A 23,628-nucleotide genomic window follows, 5' to 3' on the forward strand; every position below is an offset into this window, starting at 1 on the left:
CACCGCTCGGCTGAATCACTCGGAGGTCGCTGGCAAGGCGTAGGCGATGACCGCGTCGCCGGTCTTGGTGCCCAGCGAACCGTGTCCGCCGGCGGCGACCACTACGTACTGGCGACCATCCTCGCCCAGGTAAGTCATCGGCGTGGCCTGGCCGCCGGCGGGGAGCCGGCTCTGCCACAACTGTGCGCCGGTGGAAACGTCGTAGGCCCGCATGTAGTAATCCAGCGTGCTGGAAAGGAAGGCGACCCCGCCGGCCGTCATGATCGGACCGCCCAGGTTGGGTACGCCCATGCGGAACGGCAGCGGCAAGGGCGAGCTGTCGCGCACGGTGCCGTTCCGGTGCTGCCAGATGCGCTTGCCCGTGGTCAGGTCGGACACCGCCACGAAGCCCCACGGTGGCGCCTGGCACGGCAGCCCGAGCCTGGACACAAACGGTGCCAGCGATATCGCGAACGGGGCACCGAAGTTTTCGTTGAGCGCGGGCAAGGCCTCGCTGCCCGGCGGGGTTTTGCCGTCATTGACATACAGCTCGGTGGCGTTTTCGCGCGGTATCAAGCGCGAGACGAACGCCAACCGGGTGGGCGTGGTGAAGGTGATCTGGCGCTCCGGGTCCACCGCCACGCCGCCCCAGTTGAACACCCCGAAGTTGCCCGGATACACCAGCGTGCCCTGGGTGGATGGCGGGGTGTAGCGGCCTTCGTAGCGCAGCTTGCGCAGATCGATGCGGCAGGCCAGCTGGTCGAACAGCGTCGCGCCCCACATGTCGCGTCCGCGCAGCGGCGGCGGGTCATAGGACAGCGCGGACACCGGCTGGGTGGGCGCGGTGTGGTCGCCGGCAGCGGCGCCTTGCGGCACCGCCGTTTCGGTCACCGGGAGGATGGGCTCGCCGGTCCGCCGGTCGAGCACGAAGACCTCGCCCTGCTTGGTCGGCTGTACCAGGGCAGGAATGCGCTGGCCGCCGACGGTCAGGTCGATCAGGCTCGGCTGCGAGGGCACGTCGTAGTCCCACAGGTCGTGATGCACCGTCTGGAACGCCCAACGCACGCGGCCGGTGGCCAGGTCGAGCGCCACCACCGCCGACGAGTAGCGCTCCACGTTCGCGCTGCGGTTGCCACCCCACTGGTCGGGCGGCTGGTTGCCCATGGGCACGTACACCATGCCCAGCGCTTCATCCACGCTGGACGGCGCCCAGCTGTTGGGCGAGTTGGGCGTGTAGAGCCCGTCCGCCCCGATCGGCGCGGTCTGCTCCGGCTTGGCCGAGTCCCAGTTCCAGACCAGCGCGCCGGTATGCACGTCGAACGCGCGGATGACCCCGGACGCTTCGGTGGTGGAGACATTGTCCAGCACCGTGCCGGCCACGATGACCAGCGACGCGGTCACCACCACCGGCGAGGTGGAGTAGTAAGAGCCCGGATTGACGTAGGGCATGTTGGCCCACAGGTCGATCTGCCCGTCGCCGCCGCCGAAGTCGGCGCAGACCTCGCCGTCGTCGGGGTTGATCGCGATCAGGCGGCCGTCGGCGGTCGGCATGAACAGACGTGACGGACATTCGGCCGTGGTCGGCAGGTCGATCGCCGCGATGGGCGCGCCGGACGGGGTTTGCGGCGCTGTGGGCGTTGTGGCCGAAACCGTCGCTGTCGTGGCGTTGAGGGTTCCGTCGCCGGCGATGGTTGGCGGGGCAGCCGCCGATGCGCTCGCATCGTTGTGATACGACAGCCCGCGGCAGGTCAGATGCTGCAGTGCCAGCTCGCCCTGGATCTTCGGGTCCAGCCGCCAGACCTCCTCGCCGGTGGTGGCGTCCAGCGCGATGATCGACTGGTGTGGCGTGCAGAGAAACAGCCGGTTGCCGATCTTCAGCGGCGTGACCTCGAAGGTGGTCTCCTCCGGATCGCCGGGCAGACCGCGCACGTCGCCGGTGTGGTACGTCCACGCCACCTCGAGCTGGCCGGCGTTGGCCGGAGTGATCTGCGTCAGGGGTGAGTAGCGTTGGCCGTAGCCGGTGCGTCCGTACGCGTGCCATTCGCCGGGCGGCACGCCCGACCGATCCACCCCCGCGCTGCCTGCGGCCATCGGCACGGTGCCCTTGATTGCGTGCGGGTCGCTGAACCAGGAAGCGACCGAGACGATCGCCACCAGCGCCATCGCGACCGTCAGCGCAAGGCTGCCGCGAGCGGAGATGGCTGGGCGACCAGCCGCATCGTGCCGGGCGCTTCCCGCGGGTTCGCCGGCAGCGTGCAGGCCGCGCCGCAGCCAGGGCGTCAGCAGCCAGATGCCGATCACGAACAACACCCCGAGGCGCGCCGCCAGCGGCCACCAGTCCAGTCCGGCTTCCCACAAGGACCACGCCAGCGAAGCCGCCAGCACCACCGCGTAGATCCAGAGTGCCCATCGGCGACGGAGGAGCAACCCGACTCCCGATGCTGCCAGTCCCAGTGCTGCCAAGGCGTAGTACCAGGAACCACCCAGCGCGATGAGCTGCGCGCCGCCCACACCCATCAGCAGCGCCATGACGAGCAGCAATGCGCCCGTCAGCGGAGGGGCAATGCTGCGTCGGGGGTGGGTCATGTGCAGGGTTTCCTGGCTGGATGCTTGATCTGATAACGCGCGCGGCGTCGACGCGACGTGGAGGTTGGTGTGCGACCCGCTGCGACACGGGGACATTCACTCCTCCGTGATCCGCCGCTGCGCACCGTAATGACTCCAGCGCGGCTGGGGTAACTTCGCTACCCGCGCCTGACACGACTCTCAACGGAAGACCCCATGGATCTGAAAAGCGGCTACCCGTTCTGGGCGGTCAAGAACGGCCTGATGCATGCCTTTGAGCCGCTGCAAAGCGATACCCGTTGCGATGTCGCCATCATCGGCGGTGGCATCAGCGGCGCATTGATCGCCGATACGCTTTCCGCCGCCGGTCACGAGGTGGTGCTGGTCGAACAGCGCGATATCGGCTGGGGCAGCACGGCGGCGAGCACGGCCTTGCTGCAATACGAGATCGACACCCACCTGACCGAGCTCAGCACGACGTTGGGCGAGGACAGCGCGGTGCTGGCCTACCGCGCGTGCGTCGACGCGATCGGCATGCTCGAGGAGGTCGCCAATGGTCTGGGCGACACGGGCTTTGAACGTTGCGACAGCCTGTACTACGCCAGCCGGGCACGTGACACGGGACAGCTGCGCGAGGAGTACGCGCTGCGCCGCCGGCACGGGTTCGATGTCCGTTGGCTGGAGTCGGGTGAGATCAAGGAACGCTTCGGCATCCCCGCGCCGGCGGCGATCCTCAACCGCCCGGCCGCCAGCGTGGATCCCTACCGGCTCACCTACGGCCTGCTCACCCGGCTGCAGAAGCGCGGCGTGGGCGTGCACGACCGGACCCGCGTGGCCAGCGTGGTCACGCGACCGCGATCGGTGGAGCTCGCGCTGGAGAACGGCGCATGCCTGATCGCGGGCCACGTGATCGTGGCGGCGGGCTACGAGGGCGAGAACTTCCTTCCCAGCAACGTCGCCAGCAACCGCAGCAGCTACGCATTCGTCACCGATCCGATCAGCCGCGATGACCTGGGCGCGCTGTCCACGACGATGATGTGGGAAACCGCGCGGCCCTACCTCTACCTGCGCACGACCTCGGACAACCGTCTGCTGGTCGGCGGGGAGGACGATCGCGTGGACATCCCGCGACGCCGCGATGCGATGGTCGACCGCAAGGCGCGCTCACTGGCGAAGAAAGCGCAGAAGTTGTTTCCGCACCTCGACATCACCCCGACGTTCTCATGGGCCGGGACGTTCGCCGAGACCAGCGACGGCCTGCCGTACTTCGGACCGCACCCGGCGACCGGGCCGCGGATGCTGTTCGCCATGGCCTACGGCGGCAACGGCATCACCTACTCGATGCTGGGCGCGGGGCTGTTGCGGGCGATGGTGGAGGGCAAACCGCACCGCCTGGCGCCGCTGTTCACCTTCGATCGCTTGAACACCTGACCGAACGCGCCGGTCCAGGACACTGCCGTCGCGCTTGGCTCAGCTGTCCAGCAACGCCCGGATCGCCGCCAGTCCCGCCGCCGCACGCTCCTGCTTGTGCGCGGCGTCGGCAACCGGGTCGGCGCCGTCGCGCTGGACCTCGGCCACCGGCAGTTCGTCGAGGAAGCGGCTTGGCTTGAGGCGGATCGTGTCGCCCCACTTCTGCGCCTTCTTCGAGTACGACAGCCACAGCCGTTCCTTGGCCCGGGTGATGCCGACGTACAGCAGCCGACGTTCCTCCTCCAGGCTGCCTTCATCCAGAGCGGCATCGTGGGGCAGGGTGCCATCCTCGACGCCGACGATGAACACGTAGCGGAACTCCAGGCCCTTGGCACCGTGCAGGCTCATCAGCCGCACCTGGTTGCCTGCGTCCCCCTTGTCGGCGTGTGACAGCAGGGCCAGTTGGGCCGCCAGCTCGCCCGGCCCTGCGCCTCTGCCGCCATCAAACCAGCCCGCCAGCTCTTCCAGATTGGCCTTGCGGCGCTGGAAGGACGCCTCGTCCTTGCACTGGGCGCGGATCGCCAGCAGCAGCCCGGATTTCTCCGCCAGCACGCGCACCAGCTCGGACGGCGGCAGCTTGCGGGCGTCCTCGCGCAGGCCGCGGACGATGCCGACAAAGGTGTTCAGCGCGTTGCCGGCACGCGGCGGCAGCTGCTGCAGCGCGCCGACCGACTCGGCGGCGCGCGACATCGGCATGCCGGCACGCTGGGCCAGTTCGGCCAGTCGCGCCAGCGTGGTCGCGCCGACCTCGCGCTTGGGCGAGGTCACCGCACGCAGGAAGGCGGCATCGTCGTCGGGATTGGCGATCAGGCGCAGCCAGGACATCGCGTCCTTGACCTCGCCGCGCTCCAGGAAGGCGGTGCCGCCGGTCAGGTGGTAGGGCACGCCGACCTGCTGCAGCGCCTTCTCCAGCGCGCGCGACTGGAAATTGCCGCGGAACAGGATGCAGAAATCGCTCCACGGCGCCTGCCGGGCGGTCGCGGTGAACTGGATCTCGGCGGCGACCTTTTCCGCCTCATGCGCACTGTCGCGGCATTCCCAGATGCGTATGCGCTCGCCGTCGGCCTGCTCGCTCCACAGCGTCTTGAGGTGGGTGTGCGGGTTGTTGGCAATCAGCGCGTTGGCCGCGCGCAGCACGCGGTTGGAGCAGCGGTAGTTCTGCTCCAGCTTGATCACCCGCAGGCTCGGGTAGTCGGTCTCCAGCGACAACAGGTTGTCGGGATTGGCGCCGCGCCAGGCGTAGATGGACTGGTCGTCGTCACCCACCACGGTGAACAGCCCGCTCGGCCCGGCCAGCGACTTGAGCAGGCGGTACTGGGCGTCGTTGGTGTCCTGGCACTCGTCCACCAAGAGGTAGCCGATGCGCTCGCGCCAGGCCAGCGCGCACTCCTCGTCGGACTCCAGCAACTGCACCGGCAGGCGGATCAGGTCATCGAAGTCGACCGCATTGAAGGTGGTCAGGCGCGCCTGGTAGAGCGCGTAGACGGTGGCCGCCTCCACTTCGCGCGCGCTGCGGGCCTCGGCCATCGCCTGCTCGGGCGACAGGCCGGCGTTCTTGGCCCGCGAGATCAGGTTGCGCATGCCGTCCAGCACGTCCGGCTTGGTGCCCACGCCCAGCAGGTCCTTGATCTGCGCGCCGCTGTCGTCGCTGTCGAAGATCGAGAAGCCGCGGCGCAGGCCGAGCTTGGCGTGTTCGATCTGCAAAAAGCGCAGGCCCAGGGCGTGGAAGGTGGAGATCGTCAGCCCCTCCGCGCCGTCGCCGCGGATGCGCTTGGCGACGCGTTCGCGCATCTCCTTGGCCGACTTGTTGGTGAAGGTGATCGCCGCGATGCGCCGCGCCGGCATGCGGCCCGACGCGATCAGGTGGGCGATCTTCTCCACGATCACCCGGGTCTTGCCGCTGCCGGCACCGGCGAGCACCAGCAGGGGGCCTTCGACGTGTTCGACGGCGGCGCGTTGGGGAGGGTTGAGGCCGTGCATGGGGACTGCAGTCACGCGATGGAGCGGCCGGGCAGTTTACCCCGGCCCCGCCGACGACTACCTTTGTCGGCTCTCTCACCGGCTGTCATGGCTCAAGGATCACGGATGCTCCCTCGGCTGCTGTTGCGCGCACTGCTGGCATCGACACTGTTCGCACTTGCTTTCACCGCCGTTGCGGCGCCGCCGGTGGAGGATCCGCTGGACGATCCGGTGATGCTTTCCGCGGGCTTCCTGGCCGGCCACCCCGACCTGAACTACCGCATCGAGGGCCAGAAGGCGCTCGATGACGGCCGCCTGCAGGACGCGCTGGCGTACTTCCGTCGCGCCAGCCTATACGCCGACAAAGCCTCCCAGGCGATGGTCGGCGAGATGCTCTGGCAGGGCCGCGGCACCGAGGTGGACCGGCCACTGGCCTACGCATGGATGGACCTGGCCGCCGAGCGCGGCTACCGCGGTTTCCTGCGCTTCCGCGAGCAGTACTGGGCGCAGCTGGACCAGGCCGAGCGTGATCGCGCGGTGGCCGAAGGCCAGGCGGTCTACGCGCGCTACGGCGATGCAGTCGCCCAGCCGCGGATGGCCGCGGTGCTGCGCCGCGCGCGCAGCCAAGTCACCGGCAGCCGCACCGGGTTTGTCGGCTCGCTGAAGATCGTCACCACCGGTCCGGCCGGGGAGTCGATCAACATCGACGGCTCCCAATTCCACGACGAGCGCTACTGGGATCCGAAGCAGTACGCCGGGTGGCAGGACAGCATCTGGATGAACCCGCGCGTGGGCACGGTCAACGTGGGCGAAACCGAGGTGCTGCCCAGGCGGGAACCCGGGTCCTGATCGCCTAAAATGCCGGCATGGCGAAGCTCTATTTCTACTATTCGGCGATGAACGCCGGCAAGACCACCAACCTGCTGCAATCGGCGCACAACTACCGCGAGCGCGGGATGCGGGTGCTGATCCTGGCGCCGCAGCTGGACAGCCGCGCCGGCAGCGGCACGGTGGCCTCGCGTATCGGACTGAGCGCTGCGGCGACCACGTTCACTCCCGCGCAGGACCTGCAGTCGCTGGTCGCGGCCGACGTCGCCGCCAACGGCGAGCTGCACTGCGTGCTGGTGGACGAGGCGCAGTTCCTGCACAAGCCGCAAGTCTGGCAGCTGAGCGAGGTGGTGGACGCCTTCGGTATCCCGGTGCTGTGCTACGGGCTACGGACGGACTTTCGTGGCGAGCTGTTCGAGGGCAGCCAGTACCTGCTGGCCTGGGCCGATGAGATCAGCGAGATCAAGACGATCTGCCACAGCGGCAGCAAGGCGACGATGACCGTGCGCGTGGATGCGCAGGGCCGCGCGGTGCGCGACGGGCCGCAGGTCGAGATCGGCGGCAACGAGCGCTACCTGTCGGTCTCGCGCGCCGAATACAAGAAGGTGGTCCGCGGCGAGGGGTCGATCGATCCGATGCAGCCCCCGCTGTCCCTGCCGCCGGCAACGGACTGACACGGCTCAGCCGCGGGGCCGTGCAGAAGGGCGGTCAGCCGCTGCAGGGCGTCCCCCCGGCCAGTCGGTATACCGTCGCTCGCGTGGATCGCGCCGACGCGCCGGAAGATGGGTTCGGAGCGCTGGACGCGGGCGCGGGCGACCCGGCAGCGCGAAAGCTGCGCCCGGAACGCCGCGGTCGGCAGCGGCGATGACAGCGGATGCTGGGCGATGCGCGCCAGTCCCGGCCGCATCACTTGGATGCACCCGGCCGGATCGCCAAGCAGCTCCGCCACCCGGCCGCGCTGGATCAGCGAGTCCAGGCGCAGTTGTTCCGGAACAGGGTCCACGTCGGCCAGCAGGCGTGCCTGGCGGTCCAGCAGACGCCGCGCCTGCTCAGGCTCGCCCTGGCCGATGTGCAGGCCGGCGACCACGCCGAGCACCTCGGCCAGGGCGACCGGCTGGTCGGCCAACTCGCGCTCGCCGCGCGCCACGGCGGTCATCAGCAGGGTGCGCATGTCCATCGGTTGACCGTCGCGGGTATCCCCGGCGCTCTCCAGGACCCCGATCATGAACGCCTGGATGGCCTGCGCGCGCGCCGCTTCCGCGACGGCCTGGCGGGACTGGACCATGCCCATCAGCAACGCGACCGTGAGCACCGCGGTGGTCAGCGTGCCGGTCGCCAGCGGCCAGCGGTGCCGGCCGACGAACTTGCCCATCCGGTAGCGCCAGCTCTGCGCCCGTGCGCGCACCGGCCGGCCGCTGGCGTAGCGCAACAGGTCCTGCGCCAGCGCCTCCACCGAGGGATAGCGCTGCTCCGGCGGTTTGGACAGCGCCTTGAGGACGATGTTGTCCAGATCCCCGGCCAGCAGCCGCGCGCGCCGGCGCAAGGCCAGCGGGTCGTGCGCCGGTTCCGGGACGGTCGCGCCGACGGGTTGCAGCAGCGCCTGCGACGGCCGCACCGGGTCGTGCATCAGGATGGATTCCTCCCATGCCGCGTCGCTGCCGCGCACGGGCCGATAGGGCTTGGCATCGACCAGCAATTCGTACAGCACCACGCCCAGCGAATAGACGTCGGTCATGGTGGTGACCGGCTCGCCGCGGATCTGCTCGGGCGCCGCGTAGTGCAGGGTGAAGGCGCGCGCATCGGTGCGGGTGCGCTCCGGGCCGTTGTCGCTGTCGAGCAGTTTGGCGATGCCGAAATCGAGCAGGCGGACGTCGCCGCCGGGCGTCACCAGGATGTTGGAGGGCTTCAGGTCGCGGTGGACGATCAGGTTGGCGTGGGCGTGGCTGACCGCCGCGCAGACCTGCTCGAACATGTGCAGGCGCGTGGCCAGCGGGGTGTCGTGCTCGCGGCAGTAGTCGGTGATCGGTATGCCGTCGATGTATTCCAGCGCCAGGTAGGGCAGGCCTTCGCTGCTGATGCCGGCATCGAGCAGGCGGGCGATGTGCGGGTGGGCCAGCCGGGCGAGGATCTGCCGCTCGCGGCTGAAGCGCAGGCGCAGGTTGGTGTCCACCAGGCCCGGGCGCAGCAGTTTCAGGCCCACGCGGCGCTGGTAGAGCCCGTCGGCGCGCGAGGCGAGCCAGACCTGCCCCATCCCGCCTTCTCCGAGCAGGTGCTCCAGCCGGTACGGCCCGACCTGCCGCCCGGGCATCACCAGCTGGCTGGGCTTGAGCGCCGGCTCGGCGAGGAAGCTCTCGTCCTCGTCCAGCGCGATCAGCGCCGCCAGCTCGTCGGCGAGTCCCGGGTCCTCAGCGCGCACGCGGTGCAGGCGGCGCTCGCGGGCGCCCGGGTCCAGCCCGAACAGCTCGTCGAGCAGGGGGGACATCCGTTGCCAGCGTGCTGGGTCCATGCGTCCTTCCGTGTTGTGCGTCGCGCCCCGGGCGAGTCAGCTGCTCAGGCTTGCGGCGCGTCGCGCAGCGATGCCAGCAGGAACACCCGTGCCTTCTGCCAGTCGCGCCGGATGCTGCGCTCGGAGCGGTCCATCACCGCGGAGATTTCCGGCTCCGAGAGTCCGCCGAAATAGCGCAGCTCGACCAGTTGCGCCAGTTTCGGGTCGACCTGTCCCAGTCGGGTCAGGGCCACGTCCAGCGCGAGCATGTCGTCATCCAGGCGCAAGCCGCCTTCCAGGTCTTCGGGCAGGTCGGTTACCCGGTGCAGGTCGCCGCCGCGTTTCTGCGCCAGCCGTTGCCGGGCGTAGTCGACCACCACCGAGCGCATCGCGGTGGCCGCGTAGGCGAAGAAGTGCGCACGATCGTCAAACTGGGCTTCGCGCTTGCCCCAGAGTTTCAGATAGGCCTCGTGCACCAGCGCGGTGGCGTTGAGGGTGTGGCCGCGCTGCTCCGCCAACTGGCGCCGGGCCATGCCGTGCAGCTCGTGATAGAGCGCGGAAAGCACCTCGTCGAGTGCCCCGCGACCGCCCCCACGGGCCGCTTGCAGAAGCTGGGTAATATCGCCGCTGTCAGCCATAGCACGTCCCTTCCTTGTGACGTTGAATATAGCGCGTTGTGACACATGTCACGGAAATTGTACAAGCGGCCGCGGCGGCGGCAGGTTCAGCGTTGGCAGTTGCTGCACCACACGCTGGTGCGCTGGCCGATGGACGCCTGTTTCAGGGCACGGCCACAGCTCGCGCATGGTGCGCCGCCCTGGCCATAGACCGACAGCTGCTGGACGAAATAGCCGGTGTTGCCGTCTGGACTGATGAAGTCGCGCAGCGTCGTGCCCCCCTGCGCGATGGCGGCCTCCAGGACGCGGCGGATTTCCCCGGCCAGCAGGCGATAGCGCTCGCGCGAGATCCGCCCGGCGGCCCGCAACGGCGAGATCCCGGCTGCGAACAGGGCCTCGGCGGCGTAGATGTTGCCGACCCCGACCACAACCGCCTGGTCCATCAGGAAGGTCTTCACCGGGGCGCGGCGTCCGCGGCCCAGGGCGTACAGATAGTCGCCGGTGAACGCGTCCGACAGCGGTTCCGGCCCGAGCGACGCCAGCAGGGGATGGACGCCGCCGGGCGCCTGCCACAGCACGCTGCCGAAACGGCGCGGGTCGTGCATCCGCAGCACGCGCTCGTTGTCCAGGAGCAGGTCGACGTGGTCGTGCGGGCGCGGCGGCGTGTGCGCCGGGATCACCCGAAGGCTGCCGGACATGCCCAGATGCAGCAGCGCGCTGCCCACGGCCGTATCCAGCAGGAGGTACTTCGCCCGGCGACGCACCCCGAGGATCCGTTGGCCGGGCAGAAGCGTGCCGATTTCAGCGGCGATCGGCCACCGCAGGTCGGTCCGACGCAGGGTCGCGGCGATGACCGTGCGGCCGGTCAGGTGGGGCGCGAGGGCGGCGCGGGTGGTCTCGACTTCGGGCAGCTCGGGCATGCGCACAGTCTACGGCGCGCCGGACTTCGGAACGCCCGGACCGTCGCTGCGCTGAACGGTTCACGGTGGCGCGGGTGCGCATCGCGGCCCCCGCGGATTCAGCTGAATGGTCCCGATGCACAGTTGTGCACTGGCGTGTCATCATCAATGGTTCCGGCGTGCAAACCTCGCCGGATTGATCCGGGCACGCGCCCGGCGCCCTTCCCCGGAGTCATGAAATGCCCGCTTCTTTGCTCGACTTCCTCGCCGGTGGCGTGCTGCAACCCAGTTGGGGTGCGCTCGCCGTCTACGTGCTGGTGGTCACCCAGTTGACGATCTTTGCCGTCACCCTCTACCTGCACCGCTCGATGACCCACCGCGGCGTCGAATTCCACCCGGTGATCAACCACTTCTTCCGTTTCTGGACCTGGCTGACCACGTCGATGATCACCCGCGAGTGGGTGGCGATCCACCGCAAGCACCACGCCACCTGCGAGACCGAGGAAGACCCGCACAGTCCGGTGACCAAGGGCATCGGCAACGTGTTCTGGCGCGGCGTGGAGCTTTACCGCGAGGCCCGTAGCGACCGCGCGTCGATCGAGAAGTACGGCAAGGGCTGCCCGGACGACTGGATCGAGCGCCATGTGTACACCCCGCATGCCACCCTCGGCCCGACCCTGCTGCTGTTCATCAACTTCGGCTTGTTCGGGTTTGCCGGCGTGGCGGTCTGGGCGATCCAGATGCTGTGGATCCCGTTCTGGGCCGCGGGCGTGGTCAACGGCATCGGCCACTGGTGGGGCTACCGCAACTTCGAGACCACCGACAAGGCGACCAACATCACGCCGTGGGCGTTCTGGATCGGCGGTGAGGAACTGCACAACAACCACCACGCGTTCCCCAGCTCGGCCAAGTTCGCGCTGCGCAAGTTCGAGTTCGACATCGGCTGGACGGTGATCCAGGCGCTGCAGCGCGTTGGCCTGGCCAAGGTGCTGCGGGTCGCGCCGACGCTGGACGTGCGGCCCAACATCAGCATGCCGGACCGGGAAACACTCAAGGCCCTGCTGGCGATCCGCTTCCAGGCGATGACCGACTATTACCGCAAGGTCACCCTGCCGGCATTGCGGGCCAATGACGAGAAACTGCCGCGCAAGCTGCGCAAGGGCCTGGCCGACGGCGGCCGCTGGCTGGACGACGAGAAACGCGCCCGCCTGCAGGCCTGGCTGGCGGACCGCCCGCACATGGCGACGCTGGCCGAGTATCGCCAGCGCCTGCAGCAGGTGCTCGACGAGCGCTCCAACGACGCGCAGGCCACGCTGCAGAAGCTGCACGACTGGTGCGTGGAGGCCGAGGCCACCGGCAATCATGCGCTGCAGCAGTTCTCCGCGCGCCTGAAGGGCTACACCCTGGTGCCGGCGCAGGCGTGACCGCCGCGGGCCGTCATCGGCTGCGTGTGATGACGGCCGTCTGGCTGGTGACCGGCCTGGCGGCGCTTGCCACGCTGTCGGCGCCGGCCTCCGCCCAGTCGCGGGTCGAGACGACCGGCGACTACCTCCAGCGCATGGACACCAACGGCGATGGCCGGGTCTCGCTGGAGGAGTACCTGGCCTGGATGAGCTACGCCTTCGATGCCATGGATGCCAACGGCGACGGCGTGCTCGACCCGGCCGAGCAGCCGGGCGGGAAGGGCAAGGCGATCACCCGCAGCGAGCACCTCGCGCGCCTGACCGCGCGTTTCCGCCGGCAGGACGCCAACCGCGACGGATTCCTCAGCGCCAGAGAGCTGGCCGCACCGCCGCAATAGGCGTCGCGACCGGACGCGTGCGGGCGTCTACTACCAAGGTCGTGTGTCCGCTCCGGCGGGTAGCTCCTACATTTCGATGACAACCACCCTGCTCAGGGGTGCGGCCATCACTTGGGAGGACGTGCGATGCAGGCGAACAACGTGATCGAACGGGTGCTCGCTCACCCCAAGTACGGGGAACTGACGCGCAGGCGCGGACGTACCAGCCTGTGGTTTTTCCTGCTGATGCTGGTGGTGTATGCCGGCTTCATCCTGACCCTGGCCTATTGGCCGGACGTGTTCGCCCGGCCGATCGGGCCCGGTTTCACGATGAGCGTGGGCGTGCTGACCGCGATCATCGTCGCGATCAGCGCGGTGGTGATGATTTCCGCCTTCGTCCACATCTCCAACAAGCACTACGACCCGCTGATCGACGCCATCGTGAGGGACGTGAAGTGAGGGCCGTCATCGCGCCGTGCGCCGCGGCCGTCGCGGCCCTCCTGCCGGTGCCCGCCTTCGCGGCAACCAAGGGGCAGGCCAACACCTCGGCGATCGTCATGTTCCTGGTGTTCATCGTCGCCACGATGTTCATCACCTGGTGGGCGGCCAAGCGCACCAAGACCACCTCGGATTTCTATACTGCCGGGGGCGGCATCACCGGCTTCCAGAACGGCCTGGCGATCGCCGGCGATTACCTGTCGGCGGCGTCGTTCCTGGGCATCGCCGGCATGGTCTACGTCAGCGGTTTTGACGGCATGATCTACGCGATCGGCTTCCTGTTCGGCTGGCCGGTGGTGATGTTCCTGATCGCCGAGCGGCTGCGCAACCTGGGTCGCTACAACTTCGCCGACGTGACCTCCTACCGGCTGTCGGAAACGCCGTTGCGCGTGCTGGCGGCGAGCGCGTCCTTGCTGGTGATCGCGCTCTACCTGATCGCGCAGATGGTCGGCGCCGGCAAACTCATCGTGCTGCTGTTCGGCATCCGCTACGAACTGGCGGTGTCCATCGTCGGCGTGCTGATGATCATGTACGTGGCGTTCGGCGGCATGACCGCGACCACCTGGGTGCAGATCATCAAGGCGGTGCTGATGCTGATCGGCGCCACGCTGATGGCGTTTCTGGTGTTGAAGGCCTTCAGCTTCAATCCCGACGCGATGCTGGCCGAGGCGGTGCGCATCCACCCCAACGGGCTGGCGATCATGGCGCCCGGTTCGCAGGTCAGTGCCAACCCGCTCAACGCGCTCTCGCTGGGACTCGCGCTGGCCTTCGGCACCGCCGGGCTGCCGCATATCCTGATGCGCTTCTTCACCGTGCCCAACGCGAAGGAAGCGCGCCGCTCGGTGATCTACGCCAGCTCGTTCATCGGCTACTTCTACCTGCTGACCTTCATCATCGGTTTCGGCGGCATCGCCCTGCTGTACCAGCACCCGGAGTACTTCAACGCCAATCCCGACGGCAGCATCGACATCATCAACGGGCTGGTCGGCGGGACCAACATGGTGGCGGTGCACCTGGCCAACGCGGTCGGTGGCAGCCTGTTGCTGGGCTTCCTGGCGGCGGTGACCTTCGCCACCATCGTGGCGGTGGTGGCCGGGTTGACCCTGGCCGGTGCGGCGGCGATCTCGCATGATCTCTACGCCAACGTGTTTGCCCGCGGCCGGGCGACGGAGAAGCAGCAGATGAAGATCTCGCGCATCTCCACGGTGACCTTGGGCGTGATCGCGATCCTGCTGGGCATCGTGTTCGAGAACCAGAACGTCGCCTTCATGGTCGGCCTGGCCTTCGCGATCGCGGCCAGTGCCAACTTCCCGGTGCTGGTGCTGTCGATCGCCTGGCGTGGCTGCACGACGATGGGCGCGACGATCGGCGGATTCATCGGCCTGGTGGTGGCGACGGCGTGGGTGACCCTGAGCAAGACCGTGTGGGTGGACGTGTTCGGCTTCGCGGAGCCGATCGTGCCCTTCCCGAACCCCGGCATCCTGTCGATCCCGCTGGCGTTCATCGCGATCTGGCTGTTCTCGGTGCTGGACCGCAGCCCGCGCGCGGATCGCGAACGCGCCGCCTTCGATGCGCTGCGCGTGCGCAGCGAGACGGGCATCGGCGCCTCCTCGGCGAGCGACCACTGACCCGGGGGGCTACCCTCGGTCCACAGACACAGGAGCGATGACGCCATGTACAAGCACATAGTGATTGCGACCGACGGCTCGGAGCTGGCGGGCAAGGGACTGGAGCAGGGCCTGGAGCTGGCGGCGGCATTGGGCGCGCAGGTGACCATCGTCACCGCGTCCGAGCGCTGGACACCGGCGGACGCGGGGGTGGTGTGGGGCGGCTCGGCGAGCATGCTGCAGGAGTACCGGACCCACGTCACCAACCAGGCCAACGAGGTGCTGGCGGCCGCCGCCGCGCGCGCAGACAAGCTCGGTGTGCGCCACGAGTCGGTCTACGTCGCCGAGCGCTACCCCGCCGATGCGATCCTGGAAACCGCCGCCGGGATCGATGCGGATCTGATCGTCATGGCGAGCCATGGGCGCCGCGGTTTGAACCGGTTGCTGATCGGCAGTCAGACGAATGCGGTGATTGCCCACAGCACCATTCCGGTGTTGGTGGTGCGCTGAGGGTTTGCGCGGGGGCGGGACCGTTGGACCGTGAGGGCGCCGCCGCGGCCGGGAGGTCTTCGCTGCTCATGTCCCCCGGCCTCCGCCTGCCGGCGGAAGCCTCCTCCTTTACTTCGCTGCGAAGACCTCCCGACCACGATGGGCGTGTGGGGCCCCGTCGTCCCGCCCGCCGCGGCCGGCAGGTCTTCGCCGCTCATGTCCCCCGGCCTCCGCCTGCCGGCGGAGGCCTCCTCCCTTTACTTCGCTGCGAAGACCTCCCGACCACGACCGGCTTGACGGGTGGGGGACCTCCATCCGCTGAAAGTCGGGCGTTCACCACGGCCGCGGCGTACCCCACAAGACGGGTGGGCTTGCCGTTGAGGGCGAAATAAAGGAGGAGGCGATGGCCGCAGGCCGTTGCCGGGGGACATTCGCCCTCAACGGCAGGCCCACCCGTCCCGGCATCGCCGCAGTCCGTCGCGACGTTCCGGCTCACTGAAAAACCAGAGCACCAAAAAACCGGTCCCACTCGCGTGGGCCCGGCCGCTCGTGCACTCCAGCAGCTCAGCCGGCAGGGTCAAAAGGTGTAGCGGGCCAGCGTGTGCAGGCGGACCAGCTCGCCGTCCGTACCGGATTCCAGCGTGCGCTCACCCCAGATCGCCTCGATGCCCAGATCGAGCTTGGGCACCGGCGACCAGATCAGGTTGGCGTGTGCGGAGTGCACCCGCCGGGTGACCCCCAGCCCTGTCAGGTCGGTCCGGTTGTCCCACTGCGAGCGCGCGTAGTAGAGGTTGCCGCGAAGCTGCGGGCTGAACGCATGGCGCAGACCGGCATACGCCGACCAGCCGCCGAGCGCGTCGAGTTTGCCGCTGGCGTCGACCATCGCGTCCTGCTGCACGGTGGCCAGGCCGATGTAACGCCCGAAACCTTCGCCGCCGGTGGCCTGGTAGCGCAAATCGGTGCGCTCGCCGAGCTTGACCAGCCCGCCGACGGAGGCGGCGAAGCCGGTGCTGCTCTCGGCGCTGCCAGCGACCGGCTCGTGCCTGAGCTGCCGCGCCATGCCGGCCACGCTGAAGTGGCCCCAGTCGCCCTTGCCGGTGTATCGGGCGATCAGGTCGGGCACGCTGTTGTCTCCGCTGATCACGCGCGGACCGCCGCCAAAGGGCTGCACCGTGGTCTCCGGGTTTTCCAGCGACACGCTGAAGGGACCGCTGGTGTAGCGGATCTGCGGCTGGCGCACGAACACCACCGCATCGGTGGGGCCGACGAAGTCGACCGAGTCGAGCAGGGCCGCGGTGTCCATGAAGTTGGACCAGGTCTGGCCGACCAGCAGCCGGTTCCATGTCAGGTAGGCGTGGCGGAGGGTAGCGCCATAGGTGTTGGTTGCCGCCGTGTTGCCCAGCGAGCCGCCGAAGAAATCCAGCTCGAAGCGCGCGCCCAGCTTGTCGCCCGAATCGAGCTCGGTGCTGGCGTCGAACCACAGGCGCGAGAATTTGACGTGGCTGTCGAGATAGGCGTCTCCGCCATCGCCGCCGACCGGGATCGCGCCCGGCACGTAGAAATCGCGGCCGGCGGTGCTCTTGGCGAGTTCGCCGTCGCTGGTGCTGGTCGACATCGCGTCGACGCGAATCATGCCGCCGACGGTGAAGCGGGTGCCGGGGTTGGCCTGCGGGGTGATCGTGGTGGTCTGGATGGCGGCGGTCTGCGCGGACTTGGCCGGGGGCGTGGTGGCGACCGTTTGGGTTGCCGGTACCGGCGCCGTGCGCGGCCCGGTGGTGCCGGCATCGGCGAGTGGCTGCTGCGCCAGCATCTGCTCGACCAGCCGCTCCAGCTCGGCCACGCGGGCCTCCAGTGCCTGCTCGCGGTCGGTCTGCGCCAGCGCCACGCCGGGAGCAAGCAAGGCAAGCAGCATCGCGGCGGCCAGCGGCCGGCGATGCCATTGCGTCGATGCGCCGGTGGTGCCGGCGCGGTTGGATCGGGGCATGTTTCCCTCCACGGCTTCCGCCAGGTGACGGGTTGCCGACGGGCTGCCGGCCACCTGTTTTGGAGGGTATGCGTAAAACGTGCGCATTCACGCGTGCCTAGACCAAGGTCTAAACCGCGCCGTGACTGGATGCGGCACACTCGACAGGGACAAACCGCTCAGGAGGCCACGCCCATGAACATGCCCCGGGACATCTACCCAGTGCCGGCCGATTTCGCTGCCAATACGCGCGTCAATCGGGAGCAGTACCAGGCGCTGTACAAGCAGTCGCTGGACGATCCGGACGGGTTCTGGGCCGGCGTGGCCGAGCGCCTGGAGTGGATGAAGACGCCCACGAAGATCAAGAACACCAGCTTCGACCTGGCCGACTTCCGCATCCGCTGGTACGAGGACGGCGAGCTCAACGTCAGCGTGAACTGCCTGGACCGGCACCTGGAGAGCCGCGGTGACAAGACCGCGCTCATCTTCGAGCCCGACAGCCCCGACACGCCGGCCGAGCGGATCAGCTACCGCGAGTTGCACCAGCGCGTGTGCAAGCTGGCCAATGCGCTGCGCGCGCTGGGTATCGGCAAGGGCGACCGGGTCACCATCTACCTGCCGATGATCCCCGAGGCGGCAATCGCGATGCTCGCGTGCGCGCGCATCGGCGCGGTGCACATGGTGGTGTTTGGCGGTTTTGCGGCCAACTCGATCGCCGACCGCGTCTCCGACAGCGGCAGCAAGCTGATCATCACCGCCGACGAGGGCCTGCGCGGTGGCCGCAAGGTGAAGCTGAAGGTCAACGTCGATGCGGCGCTGAAGCTGCCCGGCACCAACACCGTGGAGACCGTGCTGGTGGTGCGCCACACCGGCGCTGCGGTCGACATGCAGATGCCGCGCGACCGCTGGTACGACGCCGTGGTCGACGGGCAGCCGGAGGCCTGCGAGCCGGAACGCATGAACGCGGAGGACCCGCTGTTCATCCTCTACACCTCCGGCAGCACCGGCAAACCCAAGGGCGTGCTGCACACCACCGGCGGCTATCTGGTCTATGTCAGCTACACCCACGAGACCATCTTCGATCTGCGCGAGGACGACGTGTACTGGTGCACCGCCGACGTCGGCTGGGTCACCGGTCACAGCTACATCGTCTACGGCCCGCTGGCCAATGGCGCGACTTCGCTGATCTTCGAGGGCGTGCCCAACTACCCCGACATGTCGCGCTTCTGGCAGGTGGTCGACAAGCACCAGGTCACCACGTTCTACACCGCGCCGACCGCGATCCGCGCGCTGATGCGCGAAGGCGAGGGGCCGGTGAAGGCGACCTCGCGCAAGTCCCTGCGCCTGCTGGGCAGCGTCGGCGAGCCGATCAACCCCGAGGCCTGGCGCTGGTACCACGACGTGGTCGGCGAGGGCCGTTGCCCGATCGTCGATACCTGGTGGCAGACCGAGAACGGCGGCATCCTGATCTCGCCGCTGCCCGGCACGACCGACCTCAAGCCGGGCTGCGCGACCAACCCGTTCTTCGGCGTCAAGCCCGCGATCGTCGACACCAACGGCAACTTCATCGAAGGCGAGGGCTCGGGCAACCTGGTGATCACCGACTCCTGGCCGAGCCAATCGCGCAGCATCTACGGGGACCACCAGCGCTTCATCGACACCTATTTCAAGACCTACCCGGGCACCTACTTCACCGGTGACGGCTGCCGCCGCGATGCCGACGGCGACTACTGGATCACCGGCCGCGTGGACGACGTGATCAATGTCAGCGGGCACCGCATCGGCACCGCCGAGGTGGAGAGCGCGCTGGTCTCGCACGACAAGGTCGCCGAGGCCGCAGTGGTCGGTTTCCCGCATGACCTGAAGGGCCAGGGCATCTACGTCTACGTGACCCTGATCGCCGGCGAGGTGGCCAGCGACGAGCTGCGGGTCGAGCTGATCCGCCACGTGCGCGCCGAGATCGGCCCCATCGCCTCGATCGACCACCTGCAGTGGGCGCCCGGCCTGCCCAAGACCCGCTCGGGCAAGATCATGCGGCGGATCCTGCGCAAGATCGCCGAGAACGCGCCCGACCAGCTGGGCGACACCAGCACGCTGGCGGATCCTTCGGTGGTGGATTCGCTGGTCAAGGAGCGCTACATCCCCGAGTGACCCACGGCCATCCGTTTGCCGTCACGACATCCTTTCCCGGCCCGGCCTTTGCGGACCGGGAAAGGCGGAGCCCGCCGATGCCCACCCTGCTGATCGCCGATGATCACCCACTGTTCCGCGAGGCCCTGCGCGGGGTGGTCGCGCGGGTGATGCCGGGCGCGAGCCTGCACGAGGCGGACAGTGTCGACGCGCTCTACACGCTGGTCGATGCGGAGCCCGATGCCGACCTGCTGCTGCTGGATCTCAACATGCCCGGCGCGCAGGGCTTCAGCGCGCTGGTGCACCTGCGCTCGATCCATCCGCAGCTGCCGGTCGTGGTGGTCTCCGCGCGCGAGGAACCCGGGGTGATGCGCCGCGCGCTGGACCACGGGGCGGTCGGCTTCATCCCCAAGTCCGCCGATGCCGCGACCCTGGCCGAGGCGATCACCGCGGTGCTCGACGGCGATCGCTGGGCGCCGCCGGCCGCGTTCAATGCCCCGGCGGCCAACCCGGAGGAGCGCGACGCCGCCCGCCGCCTGCGCGATCTCACCCCGCAGCAGTTCCGGGTGCTGCAGATGATCGGCTCGGGCCTGCTCAACAAGCAGGTCGGCTACGAGCTGGGCGTCTCGGAGGCGACCATCAAGGCGCACGTCACCGCGATCCTGCGCAAGCTGGGCGCCAACAACCGCACCCAGGCGGTGCTGATCGCCGGTCGGCTGGCGCTGGATCCGGGCAGCATCGCGTTGCCGCCCGACGAGGATTAGCGGCCGCGCTTACGGATTGGCGAGGATGCGCGGTTGCGCGGCGAGAAATGCGCGCAAGGACGCCGGCTTGATCGGCTTGGTCAGCACCAGGCAACTGTGCGCCCGGGCGGCATGCTTGAGCGCGTCGCTGCCGTCCCCGGTCAGCAGCGCGGCCGGCAGCCCGTCGCCCAGGCGCTCGCGAAGCAGGTCGATGATGCCCAGGCCGTCGAGGCGGTCGTGCAGGTGGTAGTCGACCAGGGCCACGTCCGGGGTGTCGGCAAGGGGCAGCGCGTCGAGCAGGGCGATTGCACCGTCCGCGGATGCGGCGGTCAGGGTGATGACGTTCCAGCGGCTCAGCAGCGCGCGCATGCCGTCGAGGATCTCGCGGTCGTTGTCGATGCACAGCACGCGCAGTCCGGCCAGCGAGTCGGCGGCGTCCGCGATCCGCTCGCTGGGCGCATCACTGTTGGCCGTATGCGGCTGGCCAAGCGGTACGGTGATGGAGAACACGCTGCCGCCACCGACCCGCGCGCGAACACGCAAGGGATGATCCAGCGTGCGCGCGATGCGCTGGCAGATCGACAGGCCCAGGCCGAGGCCGCGCTCACCGCGGCCGGGATGATCGAAGCGGCGGAACTCGTCGAAGATCTGCTCCAGGTGGTGCGGCGAGATGCCCGGCCCGGTGTCCCAGACCTGCAGCTCCACCGCCCCGTCGCGCATGCGCGCGGCGATCAGCACGCCGCCGGTGCGGGTGTAGCGCAACGCGTTGGCGAGGAAATTCTGCAATGCCCGACGCAGCAGGCGGCGGTCGGTGTGGACCATCAACGGCGCTGCGGGAGCGCGCACCCGCAATTGCAGGCCACGGCTGGCGGCGATGGCCGAGTGCTGGTGGGAGAGTTCGCGCAACAGCTCGTTGACGTCGAAGTCCGCGATCTCCGGGCGCAGCACGCCCGCGTCCAGGCGCGAGATGTCCAGCAAGCCGTCCAGCAGGTCTTCGGCCGCGCGCAGCGAGACATCCACCCGCTCGGCCAGACGCGCCTGCTCGGCCGGCTCCTCGCTTTCGCGCAAGGCCGAGGTGAACAGCCGCGCGGCATTCAGCGGTTGCAGCAGGTCGTGGCTGACCGCGGCCAGGAACCGGGTCCGCGACTGCTGGGCGTCCTCGGCCTCACGCGTGCGCAGCTCGACGCGCTGCTCCAGGGTCTCGTTGGATTCGCGCAACGCCTGCTCCACGCGTTTGTACTCGGTGATGTCGCTGTAGCTGGTCACGTAACCGCCGCCATCCAGCGGCCGTCCGTGCAGCTCGATCACCTGGCCACTGTCGCGCACGCGCTCGAACACGTGCGGCGCGCCCGCGTTGAGGTGGTCCAGCCGCCGTTGCACCTGCTCGTCCACGTCGCCCGGTCCCATCTCACCGCGCTCGGCGTTCCAGCGCAGCAGGTCGGCGACGGGCCGGCCGACGTAGAGCATGCCGTCGGGGTAGTCGAACAGCTCCTGGTAGCGCCGGTTCCAGGCCACCAGCCGCATCCGCGCGTCGACCACGCTGACGCCCTGGCTGATGTTCTCCAGCGTCGTGGCGAGTATCTGGCGGTTGAAGCGCAGTTCCTGGTTGGCCTCGTCCAGCAGGGCGACCACCTCGCCCAGCTCCATGCCCGAGCCGCGCAAAGCCGTGGTCAGGGTCAACCGCGCCGAGGCCGAGCCGATCGCCGCGGCGAGCAGGCGCTCGGTGAACTGGGCCAATGCGCGATCGGCCGGGCGATCGCCCTTCCAGGGTTGGCCCTGCTGGCGGGCGTAGTCCTCGAACGCGCGCCGGGCACGACGCTCGCCGACGATGCGTTCGGCCAGCGCCAGCAGGTCGCCGCCGCGCACGCTGCCGGCCCAGCCGCCGGGACTCAGTGGCGGGCGCTGCGCGTACGGATCCAGGAACGGCGCCGCCCGCAACTGCTCGTTCAGGCGCGGCCGGCTGCGCACCGAGGCGTAGACAAACGCGCTAATGTTGAACAGCAATGACCAGAACACGCCGTGGGTCAGCGGATCCCAGCCGACCAGGCCGAACAGCTGCTCGGGCTGCAGCCAGGTGATCCCGAACGGGCCCACATCCACCCATTGCGCATTGATCCAGCCGCCGTGGGCGAGGGTGGGCAGCATCAGTGTGTAAATCCACAGCGCGCCGCCGGCGCCGATGCCGGCCAGCGCGCCCGCCCGGCTGGCCCCGCGCCAGTACAGGCCGCCGATCAGCGCCGGCGCGAACTGGGCGACCGCGGCAAAGGCGAGCAGGCCGTGTTGCGCCAGCCCACTGCCGCCGGAACCGCGCGCGTAGGCGTAGGCCATCAGCGCCAGGGCAAGGATCGTCGCCCGGCGCACCCACAGCACGCGCTGCTCGATGCCCGGCCCGGTCCGGCGCAGCGCCCCGGTGCGCAGCAAGGCCGGGACGATCAGGTCGTTGCTGACCATCGTCGCCAACGCCACGCTGGTGACGATGACCATGCCGGTCGCCGCCGAGAAGCCGCCGATGTAGACCACCAGCGCCAGCGCACTCTGGTCCAGCGCCAGCGGCAGGGCGAGCACGTAGGTGTCGGGGGAGATGCCGCTGCCACCCAGCACCGCCTGCCCGGCCAGGGTGATGGGCACCACCATCGCGCTGATGATCACCAAGTAGCCGCCGAAGAACCAGCGCGCCACGCGCAGGTCGCCGACGTTCTGGCACTCCACCACGGCGACGTGGAACTGCCGTGGCAGGCACACCAGCGCGGTGAACGCGAGCAGCGTCTGGGCGACGAAGCCGACCGGCAGGCCGGGCCGGGTCACCTCATCGGCGGCCTGGACAATACGGTCGCCGAAACCGCCGATGCCGGGCAGGTGCATGAGCGCGAACACACCGATGGCGACGAAAGCGACCAGTTTGACCAGCGACTCCAGCGCGATCGCCAGCACCATGCCGCGGTGGTGCTCGGTGGCGTCTATCTGGCGGGTGCCGAACAGGATCGAGAACACCGCCAGCAACAGCGCGGTATACAGCGCCGGATCGGCGAGCAGGTTCGCGCTGGCCGGCACGCCGGCCAACACCTGGATGCTGTCGGCGACCGCCTTGAACTGCAGCGCCACATACGGAATCGCGGCGATCAGCGCCAGCAGGGAAACCATCGCCGCCAGTCCCGGCGCGCGGCCGTAGCGCGAGGAGAGGAAGTCGGCGATCGAGGTGATCCGCTGCTCGTCGGAGATCAGCACCAGCCGTTCCAGCAGGCGCCAGCCGAACATCAGCAGCAGCAACGGCCCCAGGTAGATCGGCAGGAATCCCAGGCCGGTGCGCGCCGCCGTTCCGACCGCGCCGTAGAACGTCCACGACGAGCAGTACACCGCCAGCGCGAGGGCATAAACGGCCGGGCGCAGCCACGCCCGGGTCGGCGCGTGCTGCCTGCGGTCGCCGTAGTAGGCGACCAGGAACAGCATGCCCACGTAGGACACCGACACCAGTAACAGGATCCAGCCAGGAATCACCCGAGCGCGCCTCCAGGCCGCGAACCAGGGCCGTCAAACCAGGGCCGTCAAACCAGGGCCGTCGAACGCCGAGTGTAGGACGGCGCGCGGTGCTGCGCGCGAGGCTCGGCCACCGGGCAGC

General features: G+C 69.1%; 17 protein-coding genes. 10 read left to right on the forward strand and 7 right to left on the reverse strand.

Features of this window, described 5'->3' with window-relative positions; translation table 11 throughout:
* Nucleotides 1-15 precede the first annotated feature (15 nt).
* Entirely contained in the window at nt 16-2,565 is a 2,550-nt protein-coding gene (locus INQ40_RS01145; RefSeq protein WP_194341113.1) for a glucose/quinate/shikimate family membrane-bound PQQ-dependent dehydrogenase, read from the reverse strand.
* A gap of 195 nt (nt 2,566-2,760) precedes the next feature.
* On the opposite strand from INQ40_RS01145, the gene INQ40_RS01150 reads away from it, so the two are divergent.
* On the forward strand, nt 2,761-3,975 hold the full coding sequence (locus INQ40_RS01150; RefSeq protein ID WP_194341115.1) for an FAD-dependent oxidoreductase: 1,215 nt from the start codon (nt 2,761-2,763) through the stop codon (nt 3,973-3,975).
* A 39-nt stretch (nt 3,976-4,014) separates the two neighbouring features.
* Here INQ40_RS01150 and INQ40_RS01155 read toward each other — a convergent pair whose 3' ends face one another.
* Nucleotides 4,015-5,994, reverse strand: a complete 1,980-nt coding sequence (locus INQ40_RS01155; protein ID WP_194341117.1) for a UvrD-helicase domain-containing protein — start codon at nt 5,992-5,994, stop codon at nt 4,015-4,017.
* Nucleotides 5,995-6,099: 105 nt separating this feature from the next.
* Between INQ40_RS01155 and INQ40_RS01160 the strand changes: the two genes are divergently transcribed.
* Both INQ40_RS01160 and INQ40_RS01165 read left to right on the forward strand, forming a co-directional pair.
* The gene (locus INQ40_RS01160; RefSeq protein WP_194341119.1) at nt 6,100-6,822 is read left to right on the forward strand and encodes a sel1 repeat family protein; all 723 of its coding nucleotides are present in this window, start codon (nt 6,100-6,102) and stop codon (nt 6,820-6,822) included.
* Between the two features lie 17 nt (nt 6,823-6,839).
* Complete coding sequence (locus INQ40_RS01165) at nt 6,840-7,475, forward strand: thymidine kinase (RefSeq protein WP_194341120.1); 636 nt, start codon at nt 6,840-6,842, stop codon at nt 7,473-7,475.
* Here the strand turns inward: INQ40_RS01165 and INQ40_RS01170 are convergent.
* The 3 genes from INQ40_RS01170 to mutM all read right to left on the reverse strand — a co-directional run bounded on the left by INQ40_RS01170 (nt 7,373) and on the right by mutM (nt 10,823).
* Entirely contained in the window at nt 7,373-9,307 is a 1,935-nt protein-coding gene (locus tag INQ40_RS01170) for a serine/threonine-protein kinase (protein WP_194341122.1), read from the reverse strand. The genes INQ40_RS01165 and INQ40_RS01170 overlap by 103 nt on opposite strands.
* Before the next feature lie 44 nt (nt 9,308-9,351).
* A complete protein-coding gene (locus INQ40_RS01175; protein WP_194341124.1) occupies nt 9,352-9,924 on the reverse strand; it encodes an ECF-type sigma factor in 573 nt (190 codons plus the stop codon).
* An 86-nt stretch (nt 9,925-10,010) separates the two neighbouring features.
* Complete coding sequence (gene mutM, locus INQ40_RS01180) at nt 10,011-10,823, reverse strand: bifunctional DNA-formamidopyrimidine glycosylase/DNA-(apurinic or apyrimidinic site) lyase (protein ID WP_194341126.1); 813 nt, start codon at nt 10,821-10,823, stop codon at nt 10,011-10,013.
* Between the two features lie 218 nt (nt 10,824-11,041).
* Between mutM and INQ40_RS01185 the strand changes: the two genes are divergently transcribed.
* The 5 genes from INQ40_RS01185 (at nt 11,042) to INQ40_RS01205 (ending at nt 15,197) form a co-directional block, all read left to right on the forward strand.
* Complete coding sequence (locus INQ40_RS01185) at nt 11,042-12,226, forward strand: fatty acid desaturase (protein WP_194341128.1); 1,185 nt, start codon at nt 11,042-11,044, stop codon at nt 12,224-12,226.
* A gap of 20 nt (nt 12,227-12,246) precedes the next feature.
* Nucleotides 12,247-12,603, forward strand: a complete 357-nt coding sequence (locus INQ40_RS01190; RefSeq protein ID WP_194342346.1) for an EF-hand domain-containing protein — start codon at nt 12,247-12,249, stop codon at nt 12,601-12,603.
* 126 nt (nt 12,604-12,729) lie between these two features.
* Nucleotides 12,730-13,041 (forward strand): DUF485 domain-containing protein, encoded by a 312-nt coding sequence (locus INQ40_RS01195; protein ID WP_194341131.1) that lies wholly within the window; start codon nt 12,730-12,732, stop codon nt 13,039-13,041.
* A gap of 41 nt (nt 13,042-13,082) precedes the next feature.
* Nucleotides 13,083-14,708 carry a cation acetate symporter gene (locus INQ40_RS01200; RefSeq protein WP_345776545.1) on the forward strand — a complete coding sequence of 542 codons (1,626 nt, stop codon included), beginning with the start codon at nt 13,083-13,085 and terminating at the stop codon, nt 14,706-14,708.
* 45 nt (nt 14,709-14,753) lie between these two features.
* On the forward strand, nt 14,754-15,197 hold the full coding sequence (locus INQ40_RS01205) for a universal stress protein (RefSeq protein WP_194341132.1): 444 nt from the start codon (nt 14,754-14,756) through the stop codon (nt 15,195-15,197).
* A gap of 556 nt (nt 15,198-15,753) precedes the next feature.
* On the opposite strand, the gene INQ40_RS01210 is transcribed toward INQ40_RS01205, so the two are convergent.
* Complete coding sequence (locus INQ40_RS01210; protein ID WP_228482070.1) at nt 15,754-17,160, reverse strand: DcaP family trimeric outer membrane transporter; 1,407 nt, start codon at nt 17,158-17,160, stop codon at nt 15,754-15,756.
* Between the two features lie 180 nt (nt 17,161-17,340).
* Between INQ40_RS01210 and acs the strand changes: the two genes are divergently transcribed.
* Nucleotides 17,341-19,290, forward strand: coding sequence for an acetate--CoA ligase (gene acs / locus INQ40_RS01215; protein WP_194342349.1), 1,950 nt, complete (start codon nt 17,341-17,343; stop codon nt 19,288-19,290).
* A gap of 77 nt (nt 19,291-19,367) precedes the next feature.
* Nucleotides 19,368-20,033, forward strand: a complete 666-nt coding sequence (locus INQ40_RS01220) for a response regulator transcription factor (RefSeq protein ID WP_194341134.1) — start codon at nt 19,368-19,370, stop codon at nt 20,031-20,033.
* Between the two features lie 9 nt (nt 20,034-20,042).
* Here INQ40_RS01220 and INQ40_RS01225 read toward each other — a convergent pair whose 3' ends face one another.
* Nucleotides 20,043-23,507, reverse strand: a complete 3,465-nt coding sequence (locus tag INQ40_RS01225) for a PAS domain-containing hybrid sensor histidine kinase/response regulator (RefSeq protein WP_194341136.1) — start codon at nt 23,505-23,507, stop codon at nt 20,043-20,045.
* Nucleotides 23,508-23,628 lie beyond the last annotated feature (121 nt).

It is taken from the genome of Lysobacter sp. H21R4 (assembly GCF_015277535.1).
GTDB lineage: Bacteria > Pseudomonadota > Gammaproteobacteria > Xanthomonadales > Xanthomonadaceae > Novilysobacter > Novilysobacter ciconiae.